The sequence below is a fragment of the Gordonia sp. PDNC005 genome, from assembly GCF_016919385.1.
GTDB lineage: Bacteria > Actinomycetota > Actinomycetes > Mycobacteriales > Mycobacteriaceae > Gordonia.
The window spans coordinates 3,466,671-3,491,791 of record NZ_CP070351.1; the positions used below are offsets into that span (position 1 = coordinate 3,466,671).

Below are 25,121 nucleotides of genomic sequence, written 5' to 3' on the forward strand. Positions count from 1 at the left end.
TCAACGGTACGATCCGCACATGCTGACCCCAGAGAACATCCGGCTAGTCCGATTCCAGCCGACCCGCCGGTTTGAGAAGGGCTACCGCGAAGAGGACGTCGACCAGTTCCTGCGGGTCGTGGAAGACGACTTCCGCGAGCTGCAACGCCGCGTCGATGGCGGAACCGAAGTGGTCAAGTCGCCGAGCCAATCTGCTGCGACTCCTCGGCCAGAGCGCACGCTTCTCCCCGAAGAGATTCGCGACGTGGCCTTTTCCAAACCTCCGATCGGTCTGCGCGGCTACAACGAGGACGAGGTCGACCAGTTCCTCGACGAGGTCGAAGCGACCGTGCGGATTCTCCGCGACCGCCTGTCGAAGTACGAGGCGCTGTAGGTCAGAAGTGGATGAACGATCATCCGAATGACTTCACTACCCTCACACCATGAGCAACATCAGCTACGAGGTCCGCGAACAGGTGGCGCATGTGCGCCTCAACCGCCCGGAGAAGCACAACGGGCTCACCCTCGACATGCTCGACGACCTCGCCGCCGCGGCCGACCGCGCAGCCAAGGACCGCAGCCTGCGCGCCGTGATCCTCTCCGGCGAAGGCGACTCGTTCTGCTCCGGACTCGACTTCGCCTCCGCAGGCAGAGAACAGGGCCGGATCATGCGGATGCTGGTCCCCAAGAAGGCATCCGCCGCCAACAACTTCCAGAACGCGGGATGGGCGTGGCGCAACGTGCCGGTCCCGGTGATCGCCGTCATCACGGGCCACTGTTACGGCGGCGGTCTGCAGATCGCGCTCGCCGCCGACTTCAGGTTCGCCGCCTCCGACGCCGACCTCTCGATCCTCGAGGCGAAGTGGGGCCTCATCCCCGACATGTCACTGTCGGCGAGCATCGCGCAGCTCACCACCATCGACATCGCGAAGCGCCTGACCATGACAGGCGAGATGTTCGACGCCGAGCAGGCCCTCGACTGGGGTCTGGTGTCCGGAGTGTCCGACGACCCGTTCGCCGATGCCGACGCTCTCATCGAGCAGATCAAACAGCGGTCGCCCGATGCTGTCGCAGCGTCGAAGGCCCTGTTCGAGAACACCTGGTACAACGGTTCGCGCCTGTCGTTTCCCGTGGAACAAACTCTGCAGGTCCGTCTGCTTCGCGGCCGCAACCACACGATCGCCCGCAACGCCGGCCTGAAGAAGGAGAAGCCCGTGTTCGGGGATCGTCAGATCTAGGTGCGCCTCGCCTGCGCTCAACCAGCAGGGTGAACTCCGCTCGACGGGCAGGGGCCGCCGACTGGTCGGACATGGGAAGGTCGAAGGATGCAGGCAGACAGTCGCAGCCGACCGCAGTTGGTTCAGAGTTGGCGAGAGATCGAGGACCGCGACCCGGTGGGCCCGCTGTGGCGAGCCGCGCAGATCTTCCGACTCCTGTCGTTCGTGTACGCGCTCGGCTTCCAGATCGCGATCAACGGTGACCTCACCCGGCCGGGCCTCACCTGGACACTGTTCGGGTTCCTGACCGCCGCCAACATCTGGTGGGCGGCGGGCTACCTCGTAGGATTCGGACGACGCCCCTGGTTCGTGGCCGTCGAAGTCGTCGTGTCGGCGAGCATGATGCTGTCGACGTCGTTCGTCACCGACAACGACTGGATCAGCCACAACCAGACCTGGCCGACAACCCTGTGGATGACCAACGCCGCGCTCTCGGCGGCCGTCATCGGCGGAACGCTGTGGGGCGCCGCCGCAGCGCTCGCCATCGCTGGGGCCAACTATTACGTCAAGGGCGAGATCTCCCTGAACTTCGGCCGCAACGCCACGACGATCCTGCTCGTGTCGGCAGCAGCCGCCGTCGGTATGGCCGCCTCGCGGGCCCGAACGGTGCACGGCGAGCTCGTCTCGGCCATCGCTCTCGCGGCTCGCTCGGCCGAACGCGACCGACTGTCCCGCGAAGTGCACGACGGCGTCCTCCAAGTTCTCGCGTTGATGGCCAAGCGTGGGCGCGAGATCGGCGGCGACGCAGCCGAACTCGCCGAACTCGCCGCCGAGCAGGAACGCCGACTCCGGGCGCTCATCGCCGACGAACCCGAGACCCCCACCGCGCTTGCACCATCGAGCCGTGATCTCGCGGCTGCCCTGCGATCGTCGGTCGCGCACCGCGCCCAGGTGAGCGCCCCCGCCGACCCGGTGACCGTCGACGCCCACATCGCCGACGAACTCCTCGCCGCCGTCGACAACATCCTCGACAATGTCGCGCACCACGCGGGCCCCGGAGCAGAAGCCTTCATCCTCCTCGAAGACCTCGGCGACGAAGTGATCGTCAGCGTCCGCGACGACGGCGTCGGCATCCCCGACGGGCGCCTCGCCGCCGCCGAAGCCGAAGGTCGTCTGGGCATCTCACAGTCGGTGATCGGCAGGGTCGAGGCACTCGGTGGAACGGCACGCCTGGAGTCCGCGCCCGACGCCGGGACAGAATGGGAGCTGTCCGCACCGAAACACGACGGGAAGGCCACACCGTGAGCGACCTTCGAGTGATGGTGGTCGACGACCATCCGATGTGGCGCGACGGCGTGGCCCGCGACCTCACCGACAACGGGTTCGACGTCGTCGCGACCGCAGACAGTGTCGCCGCGGCCGCAGTCCGCGCGGCCGCCACCCTGCCCGACGTGGTCCTCATGGACATGAATCTCCCCGACGGAACCGGCGCACAAGCCACCGCCGCCGTTCTCGACGTGCACCCCGCGGCACGCGTTCTGATCCTGTCGGCGTCCGACGAGCGCGACGACGTCCTCGAGGCCATCAAGGCCGGGGCCACCGGGTACCTCGTGAAGAGTGCCCAGCAGTCGGAGCTGATCGCCGCGGTCACCTCGACCGGCGAGGGCCAACCGGTCTTCACTCCCGGCCTCGCAGGACTTGTTCTCGGCGAATACCGCCGCATGTCGCAGTCGCCGCAGTCGGACGCGCCGGTTCTGACCGGCCGTGAGACCGAAGTACTCCGGCATGTGGCGAAGGGCCTGTCGTCGCGGCAGATCGCGACCCGACTGGAGATCAGTCCGCGCACCGTCGAGAACCACGTCGGTTCGGCACTTCGGAAACTGCAACTCGGCAACCGAGTCGAACTCGCCCGGTACGCCATCGAACACGGGCTCGACGCCGACTGAACTGCGCGGCGAGCCATCTCTACGGCGCGATCTCCTACGGGATGCGCACGCGCAAGTGACCAGGGGAAGTGCGTAGTCCTACTCATGTCCTCGGGCCCGATCCGGGCGAGGGTTGAAGGCATGAACGAGACCCCGCAGCCAACGCCCGTCAATCGTCTGTCCAACCAGCTGCCGCCGACCGGTCCGCAGCCCTACCAACCGCACATCCAATACCAGACCTCCGGCTACACGCCGTACCCCGCCATGGCACCGTTGCCGCCGACTCCGACCATCGGCCAACGACTATCCGCCGCCGCTGAAAGCGGCCTCATCGGCCGAGTCCTCGCCGGTGTCGGCGTCGCGATCACACTTTCCGGAATCGTGATGCTCCTCGTCCTCGCCGCACAGGCCGGACTCCTTCGTCCCGAAGTCCGTGTTGCAGGCGGCGGTGTCCTCGCCGCCGCACTCACAGCTCTCGGAATCTGGATCGGCCGCACACCCGCCAAGCGCCCAGGCGCCATCGCCATCGTCGCGACCGGCATCGCGGGCCTGCTGTTCGACGTCCTCGCGACCAGCGCCATTTACAACTGGGTGCCCGCCGCAGCGGCACTCGGAGTCGCAGGCGCCATCGCAGGCGGTGGACTGTACCTCGCCCACCGTTGGGAGTCCCAGACTCTTGGATTGATGGTGTCGATCCCGGTCCTGATCCTGGCGCCCATCGTCACGCAGGGCAGCGACGAGACACTCGTCGCATTCATGATCGTGTACGTCGCAGCCACCACTTGGATTCAGGTCGGCCGAGACTGGACCGCCATGTTCCTGGTCAACGCCGCCGCCGTCATCATCCCCGCCGGGCTCCATCCCCAGTTCGCCGACAACCCGTGGGTCGCGGCGTCGCTCGCTCTCGCCGGAGTCGCAGTGCTCACCGGCTCATCGGTCCTGATCGCTCGCACCAGCAGCAACCCCGAACTCATCGCCCTCGCCGCCGCGATCGGCGCGCTCCCCCTGATCACCTCGGTCACCGACCTCGGCGCACCCGCCGCAGCACTTCTCACCGGTGGCGCCGCAACCTTCGCCACGGCCGCCTTCGGCACCGCACGCACACTGGGCCGCGACGTCCGGATCATGTGGCTCATCCCGGCAGGCCTGCTCCTGCTGCTGGCAGCCGGTTACGCCGTCGACACGGCCTACCGCCCCTCGACCATCCTCGCCGCAGCCGTCGTCCTCGCCGGAGCGTCGTTCTACGCACGTGACCTCGCACTCCCGATCCGCGTCATCGCCACCGTGTTCGGCGCAATCGGCATTCTGATGCTCAACGCGTACGGCGCCGCGGCGCAGGTGTTCGTCCCGACCCTCGACGAACGCTCCACGTATGCATCACTCCTCGTCGGCACCATCGTCGGCCTGATCACCACCGCGCTGCTCACCTGGGCATGGGCCACCTCTTTCAAGGCGCACGCACTCCGCATCAGCCTGGCCGGCGGCGTCACCGCACTGTGGCTCATCACCAGCGGCAGCCTCAGCGTCGCGCACCTGATCACCGACGACGTCGACGCCGCCTTCCGTGCCGGCCATGCGGCCACCACGATCATCTGGGGTTCGGTCGCTGTGGTCGCCCTGCTGAAGGCTCGCCGTCTCGCCGGGTCAGACCGCGCAGTGGTCCTCACCGCAGGTCTGGCGGTCATGGCCGCAGCGATCGGCAAGCTGTTCCTGTTCGACCTCGCCGCCCTCGACGGTGTGTACCGCGTCATCGCTTTCATCGTCGTCGGCCTCATGCTCCTCGGCCTCGGCGTCTCATACGCCCAGACTCTGGTCTCCTCTGACGAAGAGCCTGCTCACGCCTGACGCAAACACACAAAACGGGCCGGATCCCATTGGGGTCCGGCCCGTTTTGTGTTCCGTTGCGACGAGCAAGGACTACTTCTTGAGAACTCCCATGACGACGCCGCCCGCAAGAGCGACGATGGCACCGACCAGAGCGAGGTACAGACCCGAACCGGCCTTGAATTCGTTGCCGATCGTCAGAAGAGCGAAGCCCGCGCTGAGCAGTGCGAAGACGCCGGCGATGATCGGAGCGCGCTTCATGTTGTCGGTGAACTTGCCAAGCAGACGCGCGACGGCCACAACGATCAGCACGACCATCGCGATGCCGGCGACCCAGTGCAGACGTCCCATCGACGCGGAGGTGATCTCGTAGACCTCGCCGCTCGTCTTGGCGCCCAGGCCGGTGACCGTCGCCCCGGAGTCGGCCTTGGCGACCATCCAGACCATCGGGTAACTGATCAGTACCAGAACAGCACCGACGATCGATACGACGGCGCCAACGGAGAAACCCGTGTACTCGTTCGCCTGCGCCGGCAGCGTGTAGTCGGCCTGGCCGACCGGCTGCTGCGCGTAGTTCGGGATGTCCTGCTGCGGCGGGAGGTTTGCGGGATTCTGCTGCGTCATGCCGGAAACGTAACGCACCCGCACGCAACTGCGTGCGGGTGCGTCGATCGGGTGAATGGACGAGCGACCTACCAGTCGGCCTCGTCGTAGACGACCATGCCGCGGATGTTGTTGCCTTCAAGCATGTCGTCGTAGGCGCGGTTGATGTCTTCGAGCCGGTAGGTCTGAGTGACGAGGTCGGCGAGATTGAGCTGGCCCGCCCGGTACTCGTTGAGCAGCTTCGGGATCTGCGTGCGCGGTCCGGCGCCGCCGAAGATGGCGCCCTGAATCCGCTTCTGCAGCAGAGTCAGCTCGAACAGGTTGAGCTTCACGTCCATCGCGGCGTAGTCGCCCATGCCGACAACAACCACCTGGCCGCCCTTCGCGGTCAGTGCCGCAGCAGGCGCGATGTACTCGCCCTTCATCTCACCGATGGTGAGGACGACGGTGTTCGCCATCTTTCCCCACGTCAGCTCGTTGACAGCGGGGATCGCCTCCTCCATCGACTCGAAAGTGTGCGTCGCGCCGAGCTTCTCTGCCATGTCGCGCTTGAACTTCACCGGGTCGACGGCGACAACGTGCCGCGCGCCGGACGCCTTCGCCCCCTGGACCGAGTTGATGCCGACACCACCGATACCGACGACCACCACGGTGTCGCCGACACGAGTCCCGCCGATCTCCGACGCCGAACCCCAGCCGGTTGCAACACCGCAGCCGAGCAGAGCGGCTTGCTGAAGCGGAATGTCGTTCTCTACCTTGACCAGCGACGCCTCGTTCACCGTGATGTAAGGCGAGAACGTGCCCAGCAGACACATCTGGGTGAGACCCTCACCGTTCTGCGTCACGCGGTGAGTCTTGTCAGAGATCGAGAGTCCGGTCAGCAGACCCGCACCCTCGTCACAGATGTTCTGCGCGCCACGCGAGCACGGCTCACAGACGCCGCATGCCGGGATGAACGCAGTGACGACATGGTCGCCCTCCGCGAACCGAGTGACGCCCTCGCCGACCTTGACGACAACACCTGCGCCTTCGTGGCCGCCGACAACGGGGAACGGCGCGGGCGACTGCCCGGTCCGCAGATGGTGGTCCGAGTGGCAGAGTCCGGATGCGACCAACCGCACCTGGACTTCCCCGGCGACCGGGTCGCCGAGCTCGATCTCCTCGATCTTCCATTCCTCGTTGACGCCGTGCAGGACTGCGGCTTTCGTCTTCATGCGCACATCACTCTCTTCGTGGAGTAGGTCGTTCGGGTCACGCGCCGAGCGTGTGACCACGGTCTCATCCTGCCCTCCGAGGCGCGTTCCGCGTGAGCATATGTCGAATTACGCCGACGCCCGATCCACGGCAGCGCACGGATCGACACGCCGGACCGGAATGGAAATCGGCGTGTCGATGCACGTAGCATCCGGGCTGTGACGAACGCCGGAAGCAATACCCGACCACCGTCGCCGCAGGACTCGTCGAAGCCCGCCGCGACCGGAAAGTCGGCGGACTACCGGCTCGACCTCGACGGACTCCGCGGAATCGCCATCTTCCTCGTCGCCGTCTTCCACGTCTGGTTCGGGCGGGTGTCCGGCGGAGTCGACGTCTTCCTCACCCTGTCCGGATACTTCTTCGTCGCCTCACTGCTCAAGCACGTGATCACCACCAACCCGTCGGACGTCGGATGGTCGGTGGCGATCAACCCGTGGCCGAGGCTGTCGCGGATGCTGCGGCGTCTCGTCCCCGCACTCTTCCTCGTGCTTGCGGCGATCGCCGTCCTGATCTGGTCGCTGATGCCCAGCACAAGGTGGGGCCCGCTCAGCCGTGAACTGTTCGCCTCGGCGTTCTACTACCAGAACTATCACCTGGCGTTCGCGTCGCAGGACTACGGTGCGGCCGACTCCGCGATCAGCCCGATGCAGCATCTGTGGTCGATGGCGATGCAGGGCCAGTTCTTCTTCCTCACCATCATCTGCGCTCTCGCGCTCGGCGGCCTGCTCAAGCTCGGCGCTCGACGATGGGAGGCTCTCGGGAAGCCCAAGGTCATCACCGGCGTCGTCGGCGGATCGCTCGCGCTCGTCGCACTCGTGTCGTTCGCGTGGGCCAACTACCGCCACGGCATCCATCAGACGTTCAACTACTACGACACCATCGCGCGCCTGTGGGAGCCGATCACCGGCGGCCTGCTCGCCATCTGGATGCCACGACTCGCGATGCCGAACTGGCTGCGATCGGCACTCAGTTTCGTGGCCGTCGCACTCATCGCGTCGTCCGGGTTCTGGATCGCCGGCGTCGAAGAGTATCCGGCGGCAATGGCGCTCGTGCCCGCCGGTTCGACGCTGCTACTGATCTGGCTGGGCTCCGCGGCCACCGCTCCGTCATCGGACGCAGGCCTGTCACCGATGGGCCGGGTGCTCGCGCACCCGAGGATCGTGTGGCTCGGCTCGATCGCATACGCCCTCTACCTGTGGCATTGGCCGCTGCTGATCTTCTACATGACGTGGCGCTTCCAGGACGACGTGTCGTTCGTGGAGGGCACCGGCATCCTGATCGTCTCAGTCGGCATCGCGTGGTTCACCACCAAGTACGTGGAGACCCCTCTGCGCGCCGGACGCGGCGGAGGCTTCTCCGCCCGGTACCGCAAGCTGATGGCGATCTTCCTCGTCTGCGTGTCGCTGTTCGCCTTCGCGAGCGCAGGCTACTGGCAGTACCGCGAGTCCAAGCAACAGATCGACACGACCAACCTCGATCCCAGGCTTTACCCCGGTGTCCGCGCGTTCTTCGACGACGTGCCCGTCCCGGCGGTCGACCCGGTACCGACCCCCGAGGGCGCCGAAGGCGACTGGCCGCTCAATCACCGCCCCCACTTCTCCAACTTCGGCGACCCGTCCATCCGAATCGGCGTGTACGGGAACACGCGCGCGAAGCGCACCATCGCCGTCGTCGGTGGATCGCACTCCGAACACTGGATGACCGCGATTGATGTCATCGGCAAGCAACGCGGCTTCCGTGTCACGACGTATATGAAGGCCGGCTGTGCGCTCAGCACCGAAGCCGCGGTCGAGTTCAACGGCCGCATTCTCACTGAATGCAACGACTGGTCCGAACGCGTCATGGCGAAGCTTGCCGAGGACAAGCCGGACGTCGTCTTCACCACGGCCACCCGGCCGGTCGACGACGGGCCGGGCGACGTGACACCACGCGGCTACCTCGACATCTTCGATCAGTTCAAGAAGTCGGGACAGAAGGTGATCGCACTCCGCGACACACCGTGGACCAACGGCCCGATGCTCCCCCGCGACTGCATCGCCGCGGGTCGAAGCCCAGAGGTGTGCGGCATAAGTCGCGACCGGGCCCTGTCGCCAGTGAGCCCCATCGACGCCATCCGGGCCGACTACCCGAACATCACGTTCCTCGACTACAGCGACGGGTTCTGCCGCGACGGATACTGCCCCGCGGTGGTCGGCAACATCCTCGTCTGGCACGACTCGCATCACCTGACCACGGCCATCGTCCGCAGCACAATCCCCTACCTCGACTCCGACTTCGGACGCGCCACCGGATGGTGGAAACCGACGAAGGCTCCGCGCTGACGGTCAGTCGAGCAGGCAGCGGACTGACGCGCCATCGAAGCCCGGCGCCACGAGGACGACGTCGTCGTGACCACCGGTCCGGCTGTCCAGCAACGCCCGGACCGGGGACACCGAACGGATGACGAGCGGATCGTGACCACCCGGCGGCCGAGTGCTGTGCTCGCCCACGGTGAGGACCACCGACGCAGCTCCCTCCTGTTCGGCGTCGGTGATCAAGACGGCCGAACCGCCTGCCAGGAGCGACGCCCCGACTGCCAGCGCCGACACAAAGCCCGCAGAGCCGCCGTCGACGTCGAATGTCCGGACCGTCCACGACGCACCGATGCCGTCCCGGACGGCCGTCGCGACACCCGCCGCGGCGCGGTCGCCGACGTGGATCACCGCTGTGAGAGCCGACGGACCGAGCCCGGCGTCGTCGAGCGCTGCGTAGGCGGCGCGGAGCGGGAGCAGCGTCCCGGACCAATCGCCGCTGGTCACCGCTATTCCCGCCACGTGCAAGCCGGGTCGCCGCGTAGTCATGCGACCACGCTAGGCCCGCTGCCGGCGGTGCCTATTCGTTCGAATGACGCACGGCGTCGAACACCGCGCGTGGACGCGATAACAGCGCCTCCCTGAGATGATTGCGCACCTTGCTGTACAGCGAGCAGTGCCCGCAAGGCGCGATCACTCCGGTGGCGGCGACTCCGAACGCGTCGCACAGCATCACCGCCCGTCCGGCGTGGAAGTCCTGCGTGACGATGAGCGCCTCGGTGATCCCGAACTCAGAGGCCGCACGCCTGCATGTCGCAGCCGTGTTGAGTCCGAGCGGGTCGTCGACGATCACCTCGGGCGGTACACCGTGGTCGACGAGGTATGAACGCATCACTGCGACCTCGTTGCCCGCATCGTCGGAGTTGTTGCCGGAGTTCAGAATTCGGTCGATCCGACCCTGCCGGTAGAGATCTACCGCGACGTCGAGCCGCGCTCGGACGTAGTCGCCCGCCTCGCGGTCCTCAACCTTCGCGCCGAGGACGATGAGGGTTCGCGGCGCGTCGTCCGGCAGCTCAGTCGGTTCCACGACCCTGCCCCGAGACGCCACTGCCACCCATGACGAGGTGACCACGATCAAAGTCTCCACTGCGATCACCAACAACAGTGCGAGCAGGCGGAAACGACGACGAATGATCACCCGTTCACGTTAGTCGCGCCGTTCAACCAGTCCCGCTCACGGGAAGCAGACCTCCTGTGCGCCGCGCTCCGGCTGAGCGGTGATCGTTGAACTCAGACCTGGGCGAGAGGCACCTCAATGCGGACTTCCAGTGTGCGGCATGTCACAATTGTTCGCCTGCGTGAACGCGCAGCGCACTACTCACCCGGAGGCGCACCACCGATGCAGTACATGCCGGTCACGGAATCGATGTTCTTGGTCGCGGAGACCCGCGACCAGCCGATGCACGTCGGCGGACTGCAGTTGTTCGTACCGCGCGAGGGCCAGACCTCCGACGAACTCGCCGAAGAGATGGCCGCCAGCTTCGCCGCGGCGACTGACGTGGCACCGATGTTCCTCAAACGACCCGCGACGCCCGCTCAGTTCGCCGGGTACACCGCGTGGTCGTTCGACGACGAGATCGATCCCGACTACCACCTGCGCCGCATCATCCTGCCCCGCCCGGGCGCCGTCCGCGATCTGCTGCGTTACGTCTCGCTCAACCACGGCGCGCTGCTCGACCGACGCAGGCCGATGTGGGAGATGCACATCATCGAAGGGCTCGCCGACGGCCGGGTGGCGCTGTACACGAAGGTCCACCACTCCGTCGTGGACGGCGTCACCGCACTCCGCCTGTTGCAGAGGACGCTGTCGACCGATCCGACCGACCGCTCGGGTACCGCCGTCTGGGACGCACGACTCAAGCGCCGCCGGCCCCCGGTCGAGAGCGAGTCCAAGGGACTGCTCGCCTCGATAACCGGAGTTGCAGGCCAGGTGCTCGACATCGCCGACCAGGTGGTCGGGCTTGCTCCAGCCGCGGCGAAGATCGCGATCGCGGGAGTCACCGACAAGGACTACTTCGCGCCGATGCAGCAGGCGCCGCAGACGATCCTGAATGTCCCGATCGGATCCGCACGACGCTTCGCCGCGCAGGATTGGCCTGTCGAACGGCTCCGCGCAGTCGGCAAGGCACAGAAGATGACGCTCAACGACGTTGTGGTCGCGATGTGCGCGGGCGCGATGCGCACCTACCTGTCCGACCACGACGCCCTCCCGGACGAATCACTCGTCGCGGTGATGCCGGTGTCGCTGCACGCCGAAGGGGACGACGACGGCAACGCCGTCACCGCGATCTCGGTGCGCATGGCGACCGACCTCGACGACGCGGGTGAACGTCTCGCGGCGATCAAGGCGTCGACGGCCGCGGCAAAGAAGGCGGTCCGCGGACTCCGCCCCCTGCAGGCTCTCGCGCTCGGCGCAGCCACCATCTGGCCCCTGGCCTTCAACACCGTCCCCGGGTTCGTCGAGTACACGCCGACCGGCTTCAACCTGATGATCTCGAACGTCCCCGGCCCCGAGGAGCAGTTGTACTGGAACGGCGCACGCCTCGACGGCTGCTACCCCGTGTCCATCCCGATGGAGGGCCTGGCGATGAACATCACCGTCACCACCGTCTCCGGCAAGGCGAACTTCGGCATCATCGGCGCCCGTGCCGAACTACCACGCCTTCAGCGCATCCTCGATCACCTCGAAACCACGCTGTCCGAGCTCGAGGCCCTTCCGCCCGCCTGACCACGGCGCCGAAAGACGGCAGAAACACTTCGGCCACCGCGAACAATCGCGGTGGCCGAGGTGCCTTTATCGGGGACCGATCACGCAGCAGCCGGAGCTTCTTCGGCAGCGGCAGACGCTTCGTCAGCGGCCGGAGCCTCGTCGGCGGCCTCTGCGGTCGGAGCCTCAGTCGCAGGAGCCTCGGCAGCAGGCGCTTCCTCCGCCGGAGCCTCAGTGACAGGAGCCTCAACCACGGGCGCCTCGACGACCGGAGCCTCGACCGCAGGTGTCCCGAGGTCGGGCGTTTCGACCGCGGGTGTTTCGACGGCCGGCGTCTCGACGATCGGTGCCGGCTTCTTGTCGGCGACGACGGCTGCGGTCGGCGCAGCCGGGGTGTCAGCCTTGGGCTTGAACAGGTCCGACTCGAACTTCGGCCCCTGCGGGGTCATCACGACACGGAACAGGTCGTCCGAGAACTTCGGGATGATGTTGCCTCCGAGCAGGTCCATGACCGACTTCGGGATCGGCAGCTTGATTCCCATGGCCTCCTGGACCGCGCTGAAATCCGAGAGGACCTTGAGCGGGTTGCCCAGAGCGAGCGACAGCGGGTTCTTGATCGCGTAGACGACCGGACCTTCACCCTCCTGCGACTTCTGGAAGATGAAGAGAACGCTGGTGCACGACGAGACATTCTTGCCCGTGGTCGGGTCGGTGACCTGCGCGGTGCCGTAGATCGCGGTGCAGATCGTCTGCGCTTTGCCGGTGAAGCCGTCGTGCTCACCGGACGCTGCGGCGATGCCGCCGAGAGCGGTGGCCGAAGCGTTCTGACCGAGGCCCACTGCCAGTGCGATGCCGCCGGGCAGCGCCTTGGCGTTGGCCTTCGCGTCGCCGATACCTGCAGCCAGGGCGAAGCCGCCCAGGTTGGCGTGCGCCAGACCCGTGCCGCCGAGGCCACCGATGCCGATGGCGCCACTCAGGACGTAGTCGGCGATGGCCGTTCCGGTACCGCCTGCGCCGATCGCGGATGTGAAGCCGCTGCCGGAGATCGTGGCGTTGCCGGGGTAGAGGAGCTGCGGATCCCACTGGGAGCCGAGATCCAGCGGAATCGTGATCGCTTTGTTCATGTCACCGAGGTGGATGCCGAGGTTCGGCGCGATGAGGCCGAGAATCGCGTCCACGCCCTTGGCGATGACCGAGGGTGCGGCCGTCGAGCAGTCGGCGGACCAGTGCTCGGTCATGTCGCCCTTGATCGGGTCGCCGGGGTTGCAGCTGTAGGAGGGAAGATCGGGATTTCCCTCGGCGGCGTGCGCGGGAGCAGGCATGAGCCCACCCGCGGCCAGGGTCAAGGAGGCGAAGCCCGCCACCAGTGACCTGCGAATTGTCGACTTCTTCACGTCAACTCTTTCTGTGCAGTTCCTGTCCGGAACACGGATGTCGTGCATACAGGGGACACGACCTGACCCGACAGTAACTTCTGTGATGTGGATTAACTCCACAGCGTGGGTATGCACGGAGTCACACGGCATGAATCACCCGCTCGCGCGACAGATTTGTGCCCGGGGGCATCGAGAAGGCCCTATTGGATCGATTGATCGACAACGATCACAGGCCATCGCCGCGGACTTGGCCCCGTCATTACTCGCGAGTAACATTCTCCACAGACACCTGGAACCCGTTGCAACCTGCAAAGTTAGGTAAACCTTGGCGGCGCAGGGCGGGGCCGAAGCCTTACGGTTACCAGGAGAAAAACGTCGACTTCGACGCGGGCATCGGCCGCTCACGTCGAGTCTTGGTACGACCTGAAGAAAGGCCGGTACTTCCATGACGACGACCACGGTTGTGATCGGATCGATTGCGGTTCTGATCAGCATCGCCTGCTGGGGATCATTCCTCCGCGGCGTGACCAACATGGCACGCACGATCTTCCAAGGGCAGAAGGTCGACTCGGGACGCTTCGCGTACCCGGGCAAGCGCCTGTACACGATGCTCAAGGAGTTCATCGCGCACACGCGCATGGTGAAGTTCCGGACAGTCGGTGTGGCGCACTGGCTCGTGATGATCGGCTTCCTCGGCGGCTTCCTGCTCTTCTTCGAGGCATACGGGCAGTCGATCAACCCCGAGTTCCACTGGCCGATTTTCGGCAACACCTTCGGCTGGCACCTCTGGGACGAGATCCTCGGCATCGGCACCGTCGTCGGCATCGTGACGCTGATCGTCATCCGCCAGATCAATCACCCGCGCATCCCGGGTCGTCTCTCGCGCTTCAGCGGCTCGCGCTTCGCCCCCGCCTACATCATCGAGAGCATCGTGCTCGTCGAAGGCCTGGGCATGATCTTCGTCAAGGCAGGCAAGATCGCCACGTACGGTCACGCGAACGCAGGGTCGGACTTCTTCACCATGCAGGTCGCCAAACTCCTGCCGTCGAGCGCGCTGATGGTGGCGCTCTTCGCCGTCGTCAAGCTCCTGTCGGGCAGCTTGTTCCTGCTGCTGGTGGGCCTGAACCTCAACTGGGGTGTCGCGTGGCACCGCTTCGCCGCGTTCCCCAACATCTTCTTCAAGCGCGAGGCCGACGGTGGCGTCGCCCTCGGTGCGGCCAAGCCGATGATGAGCCAGGGCCAGGTTCTGGACATGGAGACCGCCGACCCCGACGTCGACGCGTTCGGCGCGGGCAAGATCGAAGACTTCAGCTGGAAGGGCTGGCTCGACTTCACGACCTGTACGGAGTGTGGCCGCTGCCAGAGCCAGTGCCCGGCCTGGAACACGGGTAAGCCACTGTCGCCGAAGCTGATGATCATGTCGCTGCGCGACCACGCGTACGCCAAGGCTCCGTACCTGCTCGCAGGCGGCAGCAAGGACATGAGCGGCGATGAGGTCGGTCTCGTGGACGCCGACGGCAACGTAGACGAAGCGAAGCTGAACGCGATCCCCGAAGCCGCCCGCCTCGAAGCCGAGCGCAAGCTCGTCGGCGAGTCGCTCGGCGACGATCCGACCGGCGCTGTCATCGACGCGGAAGCGCTGTGGAGCTGCACCACGTGTGGCGCCTGCGTCGAGCAGTGCCCCGTCGACATCGAGCACGTCGACCACTTCATCGACATGCGCCGCTACCAGGTGCTCATCGAGTCGGACTTCCCGTCCGAGCTCGCGGGCATGTTCAAGAACCTCGAGAACAAGGGCAATCCCTGGGGCCAGAACTCGTCGGCGCGCACCGCGTGGATCGACGAGATGGACATCAACATCCCGGTGTACGGCAAGGACGTCGAGTCGTTCGAGGGCTACGAGTACCTCTTCTGGGTCGGTTGCGCCGGCGCATACGAGGACCGCGCGAAGAAGACCACCAAGGCGGTGGCCGAACTCCTCGACATCGCCGCTGTCGACTTCCTGGTCCTCGGCGAGGGCGAGACCTGTACCGGCGACTCCGCTCGCCGCGCGGGCAACGAGTTCCTTTTCCAGATGCTGGCGCAGCAGAACATCGAAACGTTCAACGAGCTCTTCGCGACTGCCCCGACTCAGCGCAAGAAGATCGTCGTCACCTGTGCACACTGCTTCAACGCACTCGGCAACGAATACCCGCAGGTCGGCGGCGACTACGAGGTGGTTCACCACACGCAACTGCTGAACCGCCTGGTGCGCGAGAAGCGCCTCGTCCCGGTGGCCCCGATCGGCGGCGGCGAAGCCGTCACGTACCACGACCCCTGCTACCTGGGCCGTCACAACAAGGTTTACGACGCTCCGCGTGAGCTGATGGACGCAGCCGGCGGCCAGCTCGCCGAGATGCCGCGTCACGGTGAACGTTCCATGTGTTGTGGCGCCGGTGGTGCTCGCATGTGGATGGAAGAGCAGATCGGCAAGCGCATCAACGTCGACCGCGTCGACGAAGCGCTCGACACGCTCACCGCCGCACCTGCGGGTGAGACGACCAAGAAGATCGCGACCGGCTGCCCGTTCTGCCGCGTGATGCTGACCGACGGCGTGACCGCCCAGCTCAGTGGCACCGAGGACGAGGGCAAGGTCGAGGTCGTCGACGTCGCGCAGATGATTCTCGAGGGCGTCAACCGCGGCCGCGAGCAGGTCAAGCGTGGAGGTCAGTTCCTCGGCCCGATCCCCGTCGCCGCGCCTGTCGCCGAGGCTCCGGCCGCATCCGCTCCCGCCGCCAAGCCGGCCGCCGCCGCTCCGGCAGCGGCCAAGCCCGCGGCAGCTCCGGCGGCCGGCGGCCTCGCTCCTGCGGGCGGCCTGAAGAAGCCGGGCGGCCTCAAGAAGCCCGGCGGCGCACCCAAGCCGGGCGGAGCGACGGCCGCTGCACCTGCGGCACCTGCGGCCGGTGGACTCACCATGGGCGGCGGACTCAAGAAGCCGGGCGGCCTCAAGAAGCCCGGCGGCGCACCCAAGCCGGGTGGAGCGGCGGCCGCCCCGGTCGCCCCCGCTGCCGAGTCTGCACCCGCAGCCACCGCAGCGACCGAGGGCAAGGCAAAGGGCTTCGGCATGGCCGGAGGGTTGAAGAAGCCGGGCGCCAAGAAGCCCGGTTCAGCAGCCTCTGCCGCCGCACCGGCCCCGACAGCTCCCGCCGCCGAGCCCGCAGCAACTGAGCCTGCCACCGACGCCGCGATGACTGAAGGAACCGAGGGCAAGGCCAAGGGCTTCGGCATGGCGGGTGGATTGAAGAAGCCGGGCGCCAAGAAGCCCGGTTCGGCGGCCCCTGCCGCCGCACCGGCTCCGGCCGCACCTGTTGCCGAGCCCACGGCATCCGAGCCGGTCGCCGATGCTCCGACGCCGGAAGCGTCTGTCGCACCGTCGGCCGCCGCAGTGACCGAAGGGACCGAAGGCAAAGCCAAGGGCTTCGGCATGGCAGGCGGACTCAAGAAGCCAGGCGCCAAGAAGCCCGGCGCTGCTGCACCCGTCGCGGTATCGGCAGCCGAGCCCGACGCAGTCGTTGAGAAGACACCGACGGCGGACGAGTCCCCGGCAGCGGACGAGACCCCAGCGGCAACCCCGGCAACCGATTCGCGAACGATCACCGAGACAGGTGCGTCGAAGGCGAAGGGGTTCGGGATCGCAGCCGGAAAGAAGCGTCCCGGCGGCAAGTGATTCGTTAGGAGAACGGCCCGGAAGCACTCGCTTCCGGGCCGTTTTTCGTGCGCGTCTATCAGGATGAATTCGTTCGATCGATCGACAGTCATTCCCAAGCGGAAATGTGCCGTGCGCCACTCATGAAGTTGAATGTGTGCCGACTTTCAGCAAATTGGCACACGGTTGTGTCAGATGATCACTCCAGTCACATGCGCACCAGCACTGGTCGCCGAGTGTCTTAGATTCGCCTCAGCAATGCCCGGATCGACATCCTCCTGTCGAATTCGACCGCACGACGAAGGGGAAGCTTCATGTTCAGCCGCAAGAGTGCGGCGACCGTCGCGACGATCGCCACGGCGGTCGGTTCGCTGGTCGCGTTCGCACCCGCATCACCCGCGTCCGCCGCGGACGTCATAACCACAACCGCGTTCTCACACGCCTGCGCCGTCGACGGGTCGTTCTCCGACTGGACAACGAACTACAACGACACCATGGTCGTGAGTGCGCCTGCCACCGTCGCTCCGGGCGAACAGTTCACCATCAAGATGCAGGCCGGCTCGCTGGTGATGCCCGATGCCAACATCGGCCGCCTGAAGTACGACTTCAAGGTCCCGACCGGCGTCACCATGGAATCCGCCACCATCGTCCCCGGCACAGCCGTCGGCCTCAGTGGTCAGACTCCGACACTGTTCCGAGTGAACTCAGCCGGCCAGGTCGACCCAGCCGGCGAGTACCTTCGGATCACCGGCGATGGTCACCTGACTATCAACAACGGCCCCAACGGCAAGGACAACGATCCCGGCAAGGGACTCCAGGCAAACAAGAACGTCCAGTGGAAGACACCGCAGATCGCGATCGTCGTGAAGGCCTCGATGACCGAGGGCACCCACATCAAGACCGGCATCCGCACCGGTGACGACTCTGCAGCGATCAAGGCCAACGAGACGAGCATCAGCTTCGGCGACACCCGCAATCTCGTCGACAAGACCGCGACATACTGTGTCGCAGCGGGCGACGGACGCGGAGCGCTGTCGGACACCGAAGTCATCGACCCGGCCATCCGAACCTCGGTTTCGCTCGATGTCCCGGACAACGCAGGCGTCGGCCAGGAAGTTGCCCTCAAGGCCACTCTGGACCCCGCCAGCGCCGAGGGCAAAGTCCAGTTCAAAGACGGCGCTGACGACATCGGCGGGCCGGTGACCGTCCACAACGGTGTCGCGACTCTCGATCACACTTTCACCACACGCGGCGACCATGACATCAAGGCCGTCTTCACCGCCGATGCGGGCTTCCGCGACGCCTCGTCCACCGTCAAGACAGTGACCGTGAAAACTGCGACCACCACAACGCTCACCGCACCGGCAACCGCTCGCGTCGGGGAAGACGTCGAGTTCACAGCGAACGTCTCCCCCGACGAAGCGACCGGCACCGTTCAGTTCAAGGAAGGCGCGACCGACCTTGGCGCGCCGGTACCCGTCGTCGACGGCAAGGCGACGATCACCCGCAAGTACGACGAGGCCGGCAGTCACACGATCAAGGCAGTCTTCAACGCCTCGGGCCACTTCGCCGACTCCGAATCGGACGCCAAGACCACCACCGTCAAGGACGCCGACTTCTCGACCACCGCAGTCGTCATCGATCCGACGGACGCCGTGACCGGCGAGTCCACCGCGCTGCGCGCCACGGTCCGCCCGATTCCCGACGGCGGCGAGGTCGAGTTCTTCGTCGATGGCACGTCGGTCGGCAAGGCTGATGTCGGCACCGGCGACGGTGTCGCCGTCCTGGCCCACACATTCACCACCGCGGGCTCGGCATCTGTGACCGCGAAGTATCTCGGAGCAGACGGCTTCGCCGCCTCCGGAGAGTCGGCGCCCCGCACGGTGACCGTCCGCAACCCGGACACCCGCACCGACTCGAGCACCTCGCTGACCGTCGCGGGCGCGCCCAATGTCGGCAAGACTGCGACGTTCACCGCTCGTGTCACGCCCGGCACCGCAGGAGGAAAGGTCCAGTTCCGCGTCGGAACCACCGAGGTCGGTGCACCGGTCGACGTCGTCAACGGCGTCGCAACCCTCACCCACACGTTCAATGCCGAAGGCACTTTCGCGATCACCGCGGAGTACCTGGGCGACGACAACAACCGCGGCTCCGAGTCGGGCCCGACCGTCGTCAAGGTGACCACCGCGTCCACTCCGGTCGATCCGGGCGGCAACGGCTCGCTCTCCAACATCTTCGGCAGTTAGCCGACACCTTCCACTAGGAGATTCTCGTGCAGAAGAGAACCCGCCGACTCGTCACGATCGGCGCAGTAACCCTCGCCGGGCTCACGGTCGTGCCGACTGTGCCCGCGAACGCAGAAACCACCACCACCGTCTTCGACGTCATGTGCAAGGCGACGCCGTCGTCGTCCCTGGCAGGCGGACCACAGAACATCGGCAACCCCGGGGCACCGATCGAGGTGACCGCACCGGCAACCGTCGAACCCGGCCAAGAGTTCGACGTGATCATCGCGCCGCCGCCGATCACGATTCCGAACGGGATCACCGCGTCCGGGATCACGGCGACTGTCAAAGAGTCGTCTCGCATCAAGATCGACGTGATGGTGCCGGACAACGCTCAGTTCCTCGGCGCCGACGTGATTCCGGGGACCAGCATCGGCCTCAGCGGTGTCGCGCCGAACATGCTGCGGGTCAACGAGTCGGGGAATGTCGATCCCAACGGATCGATCATCCGACTGTCGGGCAACAACCAGACGATCGGCAACGGCCCCAGCTCCAACAAGAGCTCGTCGGGCGGCATCGTCGCCAAGAACGTCGGCGGCAGCGGCGACTCGACGACCTTCAAACTCCCCCAGGTCAAAGCGCGGCTGAAGGCCGGCCCCTCCGGTCAGATCAGTCTGAAGCTCCGCACCGCGGGTAGCGCGGGCGACTTCGGCAACGACGCCAACCCGATCACCCTTCTCCCGCAGGCCACCGCGCCACTGGTCGGGACGATCTGGGCTCCGGCGCAGTGCACACCGCGCACCACAGCAGACGGCCCACTGAACAACGGTGCAGGTCCGCTCGCGACAGTGAACATCGAACAAGCCGACAAGGCCACGACGACAACTCTCGCCGTGCCCGGAACAGTCAAGAACGGCGACACCGCCACACTGACCGCGAACGTCGCACCCGCGGCGAACGGCGGGACCGTGCAGTTCTCGCTGAACGGCGACGACCTCGGCGCGCCGGTCGACGTCGAGAACGGCACGGCCTCGATCGAGCACAAGTTCGAGACCGACGGCGATTTCGACGTGAAGGCCGTCTTCTCCGGGACGAACGGTTTTGAGGGCTCCACGTCTGGCACGAAGACGATCAAGGTCACGACCGACGACGTCGCCACCACGGTCCGCACCACCGGCCCCAACGACGCGTACGTCGACGAGGACGTCAACCTGACCGCCCAGGTCACCCCTGCTGTCCAAGGCGGCACAGTCACGTTCACCGTGGACGGCGCTCCCGGCCCGACTGCGAACGTCGGGTCCGACGGAACAGCCGTCGCGCCGTACAAGTTCACGACGCCGGGCACACACCGAGTGCTGGCCCGCTACTCGGGCCGTGCGGGTGTCGCCGGCTCGGTCGCCCCGATGTTCCCAGTCAGCGTGACGACTGCACCCGCGGCCGCCGTCTCGACCACGACCACACTGGCTCCGGTCGGCACGGTCAACAAGGGCGAGTCGGTGACCCTGAAGGCCACCGTCGATCCGTCGAACGCGAACGGCACCGTTCAGTTCAAGATCGGTGACGATCCGATCGGACGCCCGGTCCGTGTTGTCAACGGCGTCGCGACTCTGACCACGACGTTCGCCACCGGCGGCACGTTCGCGATCAGTGCTCAGTTCAAGGCGGACAACGGGTTCATCGACTCGGCGTCTGATCCCCAGACCCTGACCGTTCCCGGCGGCCAGGATCCGACCGATCCGGGTACCAACCCCGGCGGAAACGGTTCGCTGGACAGCATCTTCGGCAGCTGATCCCCTCTGCTGAACCACTTCGGCCCCGACACCGTCGTCACGGTGTCGGGGCCGTCGTCGTGTCAGGACCGCAAACGTTGGCGGCTTTTCCGGTCCCACAGCCGTGTTATGTCTCAGGACATCGGCCCCACACCAAGAATCGCTGCCAACGTTGGCAGTCAGTCGCGGTAGCGGACCGACAGCGGAGCGTGGTCAGACAACCGCGAGTCCGGTGAGTGCTCCTTGTCGACCCAGACGGCTTCCGCGCGTCGAGCGAGGGTCGGCGAAGCCAGCTGATGATCCACTCGCCAGCCGACGTCCTTGCTGAACGACTCCCCGGCCCAACTCCACCAGGTCAGCGGTCCGGGACGGTCACCGTGCACCTGCCGGATCACGTCCACCAGACGCCGAGGCGACAGTAACGATGAGAACCACTCGCGCTCCTCGGGCAGGAATCCCTCCATCTTCCGCGCCGCGCGCCAGTTGGTGACGTCGTGCTCCACGTGAGCGACATTGAAGTCGCCGATCAGCGTGAAATCGCGCCCGGCACGCGCTGCGGCCAGCCTGTTCCGATCGAGTTCGCGCGCGAAGCCTGCGAGGAATGCCATCTTTCGCTCGTACTTCGCACCGCCGTCCATCTCCGCCCGCATCCCGCCGGGGCGCTGAAGGTGCGCGGGGAGGCCGCCCTTCGGCAGGTAGAGGCAGGCGACGGTCAGCGGGCGGTCGGCGAGGTCGACCTCGATGTAGCGCCCGTGGCCGGCGTATGCACCGAGGCCACGGGCCTTCGGCGGACCGGTCGCCCATGACCGCACGGCGACCGGTTCGTGGCGAGTGAGCAGGCCGACGCCGTTCCGGCCGGGGATCGACCCGACGTCCACCGCCGCCGAGTACCCGCGGAACTCGCCGACCTCCGATGCCGGGCAGCGCAACTCCTGAAGTCCGACGACGTCGGGCGAGCGGTCGGCCAGCCAGTCGTCGAACCCGCGGCGTCGCGCGGCCCTAATGCCGTTGACGTTGAACGAAGTGACAGTGAAACCCACGCCACAACAATGCACGCTGGCTCATAATCGCTTGCCTGCGGCTGACAGAATGTACGCATGAGCCGCCCCCATGTGTCGCACCAGAACCTCAATCTGCGGACGATCGAGCAGTCCGAGAAGCTGCAGAACGTCTGCTACGAGATCCGCGGACCGGTGCACGCGCACGCATCGCGACTCGAGGCGGAGGGACACCGGATCCTCAAACTGAACATCGGCAATCCGGCCATCTTCGGCTTCGAGGCCCCCGATGTGATCCTGCGCGACATGATCCACGCGCTCCCCTACTCGCAGGGGTACTCGGAATCGGCGGGCGTACTGTCTGCCCGCCGTGCCGTCGTGACCCGCTACGAGCTGATCCCCGACTTCCCGTACTTCGACGTCGACGACGTCCTGCTCGGCAACGGCGTGTCCGAGCTGATCACGATGACGATGCAGGCGCTCCTCAACAACGGGGACGAAGTCCTGATCCCGGCGCCCGACTACCCGCTGTGGACCGCGATGACAGCTCTCTCCGGCGGCACCCCGGTGCACTACAAGTGCGACGAGGACAACGGCTGGAATCCGTCGATCGAGGACATCGAATCGAAGATCACGCCCAACACCAAGGCGATCGTCGTCATCAACCCGAACAACCCGACGGGTGCCGTCTACTCACGAGAGGTGCTGCAGAAGCTCGTCGACGTCGCGCGGAAGCACTCGCTGCTGATCCTCGCCGACGAGATCTACGACAAGATCCTGTACGACGACGCCGAGCACATCAACGTCGCGTCGCTGGCACCCGACCTGCTGGTGTTCACCTTCAACGGATTGTCGAAGGCGTACCGCGTGTGCGGCTACCGCGCGGGCTGGGTCGTGATGACCGGACCGAAGGACCACGCGCGCGGCCTCATCGAGGGCATGGGCATCCTCGCGTCGACCCGTCTGTGTGCGAATGTGCCCGCCCAGCACGCCATCCAGGTGGCCCTCGGCGGCTACCAGTCGATCAACGATCTTGTCCTTCCCGGAGGCCGGCTGCTCGAGCAGCGCAACATCACGTGGGACAAGCTCAACGAGATCCCCGGCGTGAGTTGCGTGAAGCCGATGGGCGCGCTGTACGCCTTCCCGCGCCTCGATCCCGAGGTCCACGAGATCCACAACGACGAGAAGTTCGTCCAAGATCTCCTGCTTCAGGAGAAGATCCTCGTGGTCCAAGGATCGGGATTCAACATGTCCGACAACGAACACTTCCGGATCGTCACCCTGCCGTGGGCGCGCGACCTGGCGGACGCTGTGGAGAGGATCGGCAACTTCCTGTCGTCGTACCGCCAGTAGTCGAAACTCGCGCTAACAATTGTTAGCGTGTTATGTGTCACCGGTGGTACCGTGTCAACGAATAATGGCACGATCGGAGACGACACATGACGGACTGGCAGCGCACCGACATCACGGCAGGCGCCGCGCGGATCGCGACGTTCGCGTACGGCGACACCACCGACACCAACCGCCCCGCGGTGGTCCTGGTGCACGGATGGCCCGACACGCATCACCTGTGGGACCGCATCGCCCCGCAGCTCGCAAAGCACTACCGCGTTTTCGCGTACGACACTCGCGGCTTCGGTGAGAGCGACCGTCCCACCGACGTGCCGTCGTACGCGCTGCCCGGCCTTGCGGAGGATCTGTTCGCCGTGATCGACGCAGTCACCGACGGTGGCAGTGCACACGTCGTCGCCCACGACTGGGGTTCGGTCCAGACGTGGGAGGCCGTGACCACGCCCGACGCCGAGAAGCGCATCAAGTCGTTCACCTCGGTGTCCGGCCCCAACCTCGACTTCCTCAGCGAATGGGCACGCGCCCAGCTCGCGTCGCCGACACCAGGGAACGTCGGGCGTGCACTGTCGCAGGTCGCGTCGTCCGCGTACACCGGCTTCTTCCAGATCCCCGGCGTCTCGGACGCGTTCTTCCGCGCGTTCGGCTCCGAGAAGATCTGGACCGAGTTCCTGCACACGATCGAGGGCACCCCGCGTGACAACGTGTCGTTCGCTCCGACGCTGCGCGAGGACATGATCTCCGGCCTCAAGCTGTACCGCGCGAACATTCGCGGCAAGCTCGCCCGCCCCGAACCGCGTCCGACGAAGGTCCCCGTTCTCGAGGTGGTCAACGACCGCGACATCGCGCTGCGCCCGGCGATCTTCGACCTGACCCACACGCACGCCGAGAAGCTATGGCGCAAGAGCGGCACGTCAGGCCACTGGCTGCCCTACACGAATCCCGACTACCTGGCGGACACCGCTCGCGAGTTCATCGACTTCGTCGAGAACGGCACATCGAGCGCCCCGAACACCATCGACCGCGCCCGTCAGTTCGGCAAGCCGCTCGCACTCACGGGCAAACTCGCCGTCATCACGGGCGCAGGCAGCGGCATCGGACGCGAGACGGCGTACGCGCTGGCCGCTCTCGGCTGCGAGGTGGTCCTCGCCGACATCAACGTCGCCAGCGCCGAGGAGACGGCCACCGAGTGCAAGGCGAAGGGTGTTCTCACCAACGTCTACGAGCTCGACGTCTCGAAGGTCGCCGCGGTGGACGAGTTCGCCGAAACCGTCCGCGCCCGCCACGGCGTTCCGGACATCGTGATCAACAATGCGGGCATCGCGCTCGCAGGCAGCGCTCTCGCGGCGACGGACGAGCAACTCGATCGCCTCTTCGACATCAACGTTCGCGGCGTCATCTCCGGCAGCCGCGCGTTCGCCCGTCAGATGGTGGCCCGCGGAACCGGCGGCCACATCGTCAACCTGTCGTCGGCAGCGGCGTTCACCCCGTCCCGCGACCTCGGCCTGTACTCGGCGAGCAAGGCTGCGGTCCTCATGTTCTCCGAGAGCCTGCGCGCAGAGCTCGCCGAGCATCGCATCGGTGTGAGCGCGATCTGCCCCGGCATCGTCCACACGAACATCACGAGCAACACGCAGTTCGCGGGCGCCACCGATGAAGACGCCACGCGCGCCAAGATCGACGGGTTCTACGAGAAGCGCAATTACACCCCCGACCGCGTGGCACGCCAGATCGTCGACGCCGTCGTCTCGAACAAGGCCGTCGTGCCCGTGACACCGGAGGCCGAGTTCGGCTACCGCGTTTACCGATTCTTCCCCTGGGCGTCGCGCATCGCCGCACGTCAGAAGCTGAACGGATAGGA

18 protein-coding genes are annotated in these 25,121 nt (G+C 66.2%); 12 read left to right on the plus strand and 6 right to left on the minus strand.

Annotated features, from left to right (window positions below):
* Positions 1-19 precede the first annotated feature (19 nt).
* The 5 genes from JVX90_RS20700 (at position 20) to JVX90_RS16750 (ending at position 4,966) form a co-directional block, all read left to right on the plus strand.
* Positions 20-373 (plus strand): DivIVA domain-containing protein, encoded by a 354-nt coding sequence (locus JVX90_RS20700; protein ID WP_205329812.1) that lies wholly within the window; start codon positions 20-22, stop codon positions 371-373.
* 49 nt (positions 374-422) lie between these two features.
* Complete coding sequence (locus tag JVX90_RS16735; protein ID WP_205329813.1) at positions 423-1,217, plus strand: crotonase/enoyl-CoA hydratase family protein; 795 nt, start codon at positions 423-425, stop codon at positions 1,215-1,217.
* A gap of 87 nt (positions 1,218-1,304) precedes the next feature.
* Positions 1,305-2,501: a DUF5931 domain-containing protein gene (locus JVX90_RS16740; protein WP_205329814.1), complete on the plus strand. Its 1,197-nt coding sequence runs from the start codon at positions 1,305-1,307 to the stop codon at positions 2,499-2,501.
* Positions 2,456-3,142: a response regulator transcription factor gene (locus JVX90_RS16745; protein WP_205329815.1), complete on the plus strand. Its 687-nt coding sequence runs from the start codon at positions 2,456-2,458 to the stop codon at positions 3,140-3,142. The genes JVX90_RS16740 and JVX90_RS16745 overlap by 46 nt, the downstream gene beginning before the upstream one ends.
* 120 nt (positions 3,143-3,262) lie before the next feature.
* Positions 3,263-4,966, plus strand: coding sequence for a DUF1720 domain-containing protein (locus tag JVX90_RS16750; protein ID WP_205329816.1), 1,704 nt, complete (start codon positions 3,263-3,265; stop codon positions 4,964-4,966).
* 72 nt (positions 4,967-5,038) lie between these two features.
* Here the strand turns inward: JVX90_RS16750 and JVX90_RS16755 are convergent, their stop codons facing one another.
* Together JVX90_RS16755 and JVX90_RS16760 are read right to left on the minus strand one after the other, a co-directional pair.
* A complete protein-coding gene (locus JVX90_RS16755) occupies positions 5,039-5,569 on the minus strand; it encodes a hypothetical protein (RefSeq protein WP_205329817.1) in 531 nt (176 codons plus the stop codon).
* Positions 5,570-5,637: 68 nt separating this feature from the next.
* Positions 5,638-6,762 (minus strand): NDMA-dependent alcohol dehydrogenase, encoded by a 1,125-nt coding sequence (locus JVX90_RS16760; protein ID WP_205329818.1) that lies wholly within the window; start codon positions 6,760-6,762, stop codon positions 5,638-5,640.
* Between the two features lie 198 nt (positions 6,763-6,960).
* On the opposite strand from JVX90_RS16760, the gene JVX90_RS16765 reads away from it, so the two are divergent.
* Entirely contained in the window at positions 6,961-9,123 is a 2,163-nt protein-coding gene (locus JVX90_RS16765; protein WP_205329819.1) for an acyltransferase family protein, read from the plus strand.
* A 3-nt stretch (positions 9,124-9,126) separates the two neighbouring features.
* Here JVX90_RS16765 and JVX90_RS16770 read toward each other — a convergent pair whose 3' ends face one another.
* A complete protein-coding gene (locus JVX90_RS16770; protein ID WP_205329820.1) occupies positions 9,127-9,642 on the minus strand; it encodes a hypothetical protein in 516 nt (171 codons plus the stop codon).
* Between the two features lie 31 nt (positions 9,643-9,673).
* Entirely contained in the window at positions 9,674-10,291 is a 618-nt protein-coding gene (locus JVX90_RS16775; protein ID WP_336819911.1) for an ElyC/SanA/YdcF family protein, read from the minus strand.
* Positions 10,292-10,492: 201 nt separating this feature from the next.
* Here JVX90_RS16775 and JVX90_RS16780 point away from each other — a divergent pair, with 201 nt between their 5' ends.
* Complete coding sequence (locus JVX90_RS16780) at positions 10,493-11,881, plus strand: wax ester/triacylglycerol synthase family O-acyltransferase (RefSeq protein WP_205329821.1); 1,389 nt, start codon at positions 10,493-10,495, stop codon at positions 11,879-11,881.
* Between the two features lie 80 nt (positions 11,882-11,961).
* Here JVX90_RS16780 and JVX90_RS16785 read toward each other — a convergent pair whose 3' ends face one another.
* A complete protein-coding gene (locus JVX90_RS16785) occupies positions 11,962-13,254 on the minus strand; it encodes a hypothetical protein (protein ID WP_205329822.1) in 1,293 nt (430 codons plus the stop codon).
* A gap of 427 nt (positions 13,255-13,681) precedes the next feature.
* Here JVX90_RS16785 and JVX90_RS16790 point away from each other — a divergent pair, with 427 nt between their 5' ends.
* The 3 genes from JVX90_RS16790 (at position 13,682) to JVX90_RS16800 (ending at position 20,936) form a co-directional block, all read left to right on the plus strand.
* Positions 13,682-16,942, plus strand: coding sequence for a (Fe-S)-binding protein (locus JVX90_RS16790; protein ID WP_205329823.1), 3,261 nt, complete (start codon positions 13,682-13,684; stop codon positions 16,940-16,942).
* Positions 16,943-17,235: 293 nt separating this feature from the next.
* Positions 17,236-19,167, plus strand: a complete 1,932-nt coding sequence (locus JVX90_RS16795) for an Ig-like domain-containing protein (protein WP_240193933.1) — start codon at positions 17,236-17,238, stop codon at positions 19,165-19,167.
* Between the two features lie 26 nt (positions 19,168-19,193).
* Positions 19,194-20,936 carry an Ig-like domain-containing protein gene (locus JVX90_RS16800; RefSeq protein WP_205329824.1) on the plus strand — a complete coding sequence of 581 codons (1,743 nt, stop codon included), beginning with the start codon at positions 19,194-19,196 and terminating at the stop codon, positions 20,934-20,936.
* 158 nt (positions 20,937-21,094) lie between these two features.
* Here the strand turns inward: JVX90_RS16800 and JVX90_RS16805 are convergent, their stop codons facing one another.
* Complete coding sequence (locus tag JVX90_RS16805) at positions 21,095-21,955, minus strand: exodeoxyribonuclease III (protein ID WP_205329825.1); 861 nt, start codon at positions 21,953-21,955, stop codon at positions 21,095-21,097.
* Between the two features lie 57 nt (positions 21,956-22,012).
* Between JVX90_RS16805 and JVX90_RS16810 the strand changes: the two genes are divergently transcribed.
* Together JVX90_RS16810 and JVX90_RS16815 are read left to right on the plus strand one after the other, a co-directional pair.
* Positions 22,013-23,266, plus strand: a complete 1,254-nt coding sequence (locus tag JVX90_RS16810) for a pyridoxal phosphate-dependent aminotransferase (RefSeq protein WP_205329826.1) — start codon at positions 22,013-22,015, stop codon at positions 23,264-23,266.
* 86 nt (positions 23,267-23,352) lie between these two features.
* Complete coding sequence (locus JVX90_RS16815; protein ID WP_205329827.1) at positions 23,353-25,119, plus strand: SDR family oxidoreductase; 1,767 nt, start codon at positions 23,353-23,355, stop codon at positions 25,117-25,119.
* Positions 25,120-25,121 lie beyond the last annotated feature (2 nt).

Coding starts and splice junctions, on each gene's coding strand:
- JVX90_RS20700 (WP_205329812.1), top strand. CDS start 20: ATGCTGACCCCAGAGAACATCCGGCTAGTCCGATTCCAGCCGACCCGC.
- JVX90_RS16735 (WP_205329813.1), top strand. CDS start 423: ATGAGCAACATCAGCTACGAGGTCCGCGAACAGGTGGCGCATGTGCGC.
- JVX90_RS16740 (WP_205329814.1), top strand. CDS start 1,305: ATGCAGGCAGACAGTCGCAGCCGACCGCAGTTGGTTCAGAGTTGGCGA.
- JVX90_RS16745 (WP_205329815.1), top strand. CDS start 2,456: ATGGGAGCTGTCCGCACCGAAACACGACGGGAAGGCCACACCGTGAGC.
- JVX90_RS16750 (WP_205329816.1), top strand. CDS start 3,263: ATGAACGAGACCCCGCAGCCAACGCCCGTCAATCGTCTGTCCAACCAG.
- JVX90_RS16755 (WP_205329817.1), bottom strand. CDS start 5,569: ATGACGCAGCAGAATCCCGCAAACCTCCCGCCGCAGCAGGACATCCCG.
- JVX90_RS16760 (WP_205329818.1), bottom strand. CDS start 6,762: ATGAAGACGAAAGCCGCAGTCCTGCACGGCGTCAACGAGGAATGGAAG.
- JVX90_RS16770 (WP_205329820.1), bottom strand. CDS start 9,642: ATGACTACGCGGCGACCCGGCTTGCACGTGGCGGGAATAGCGGTGACC.
- JVX90_RS16780 (WP_205329821.1), top strand. CDS start 10,493: ATGCAGTACATGCCGGTCACGGAATCGATGTTCTTGGTCGCGGAGACC.
- JVX90_RS16790 (WP_205329823.1), top strand. CDS start 13,682: ATGACGACGACCACGGTTGTGATCGGATCGATTGCGGTTCTGATCAGC.
- JVX90_RS16795 (WP_240193933.1), top strand. CDS start 17,236: ATGTTCAGCCGCAAGAGTGCGGCGACCGTCGCGACGATCGCCACGGCG.
- JVX90_RS16810 (WP_205329826.1), top strand. CDS start 22,013: ATGAGCCGCCCCCATGTGTCGCACCAGAACCTCAATCTGCGGACGATC.
- JVX90_RS16815 (WP_205329827.1), top strand. CDS start 23,353: ATGACGGACTGGCAGCGCACCGACATCACGGCAGGCGCCGCGCGGATC.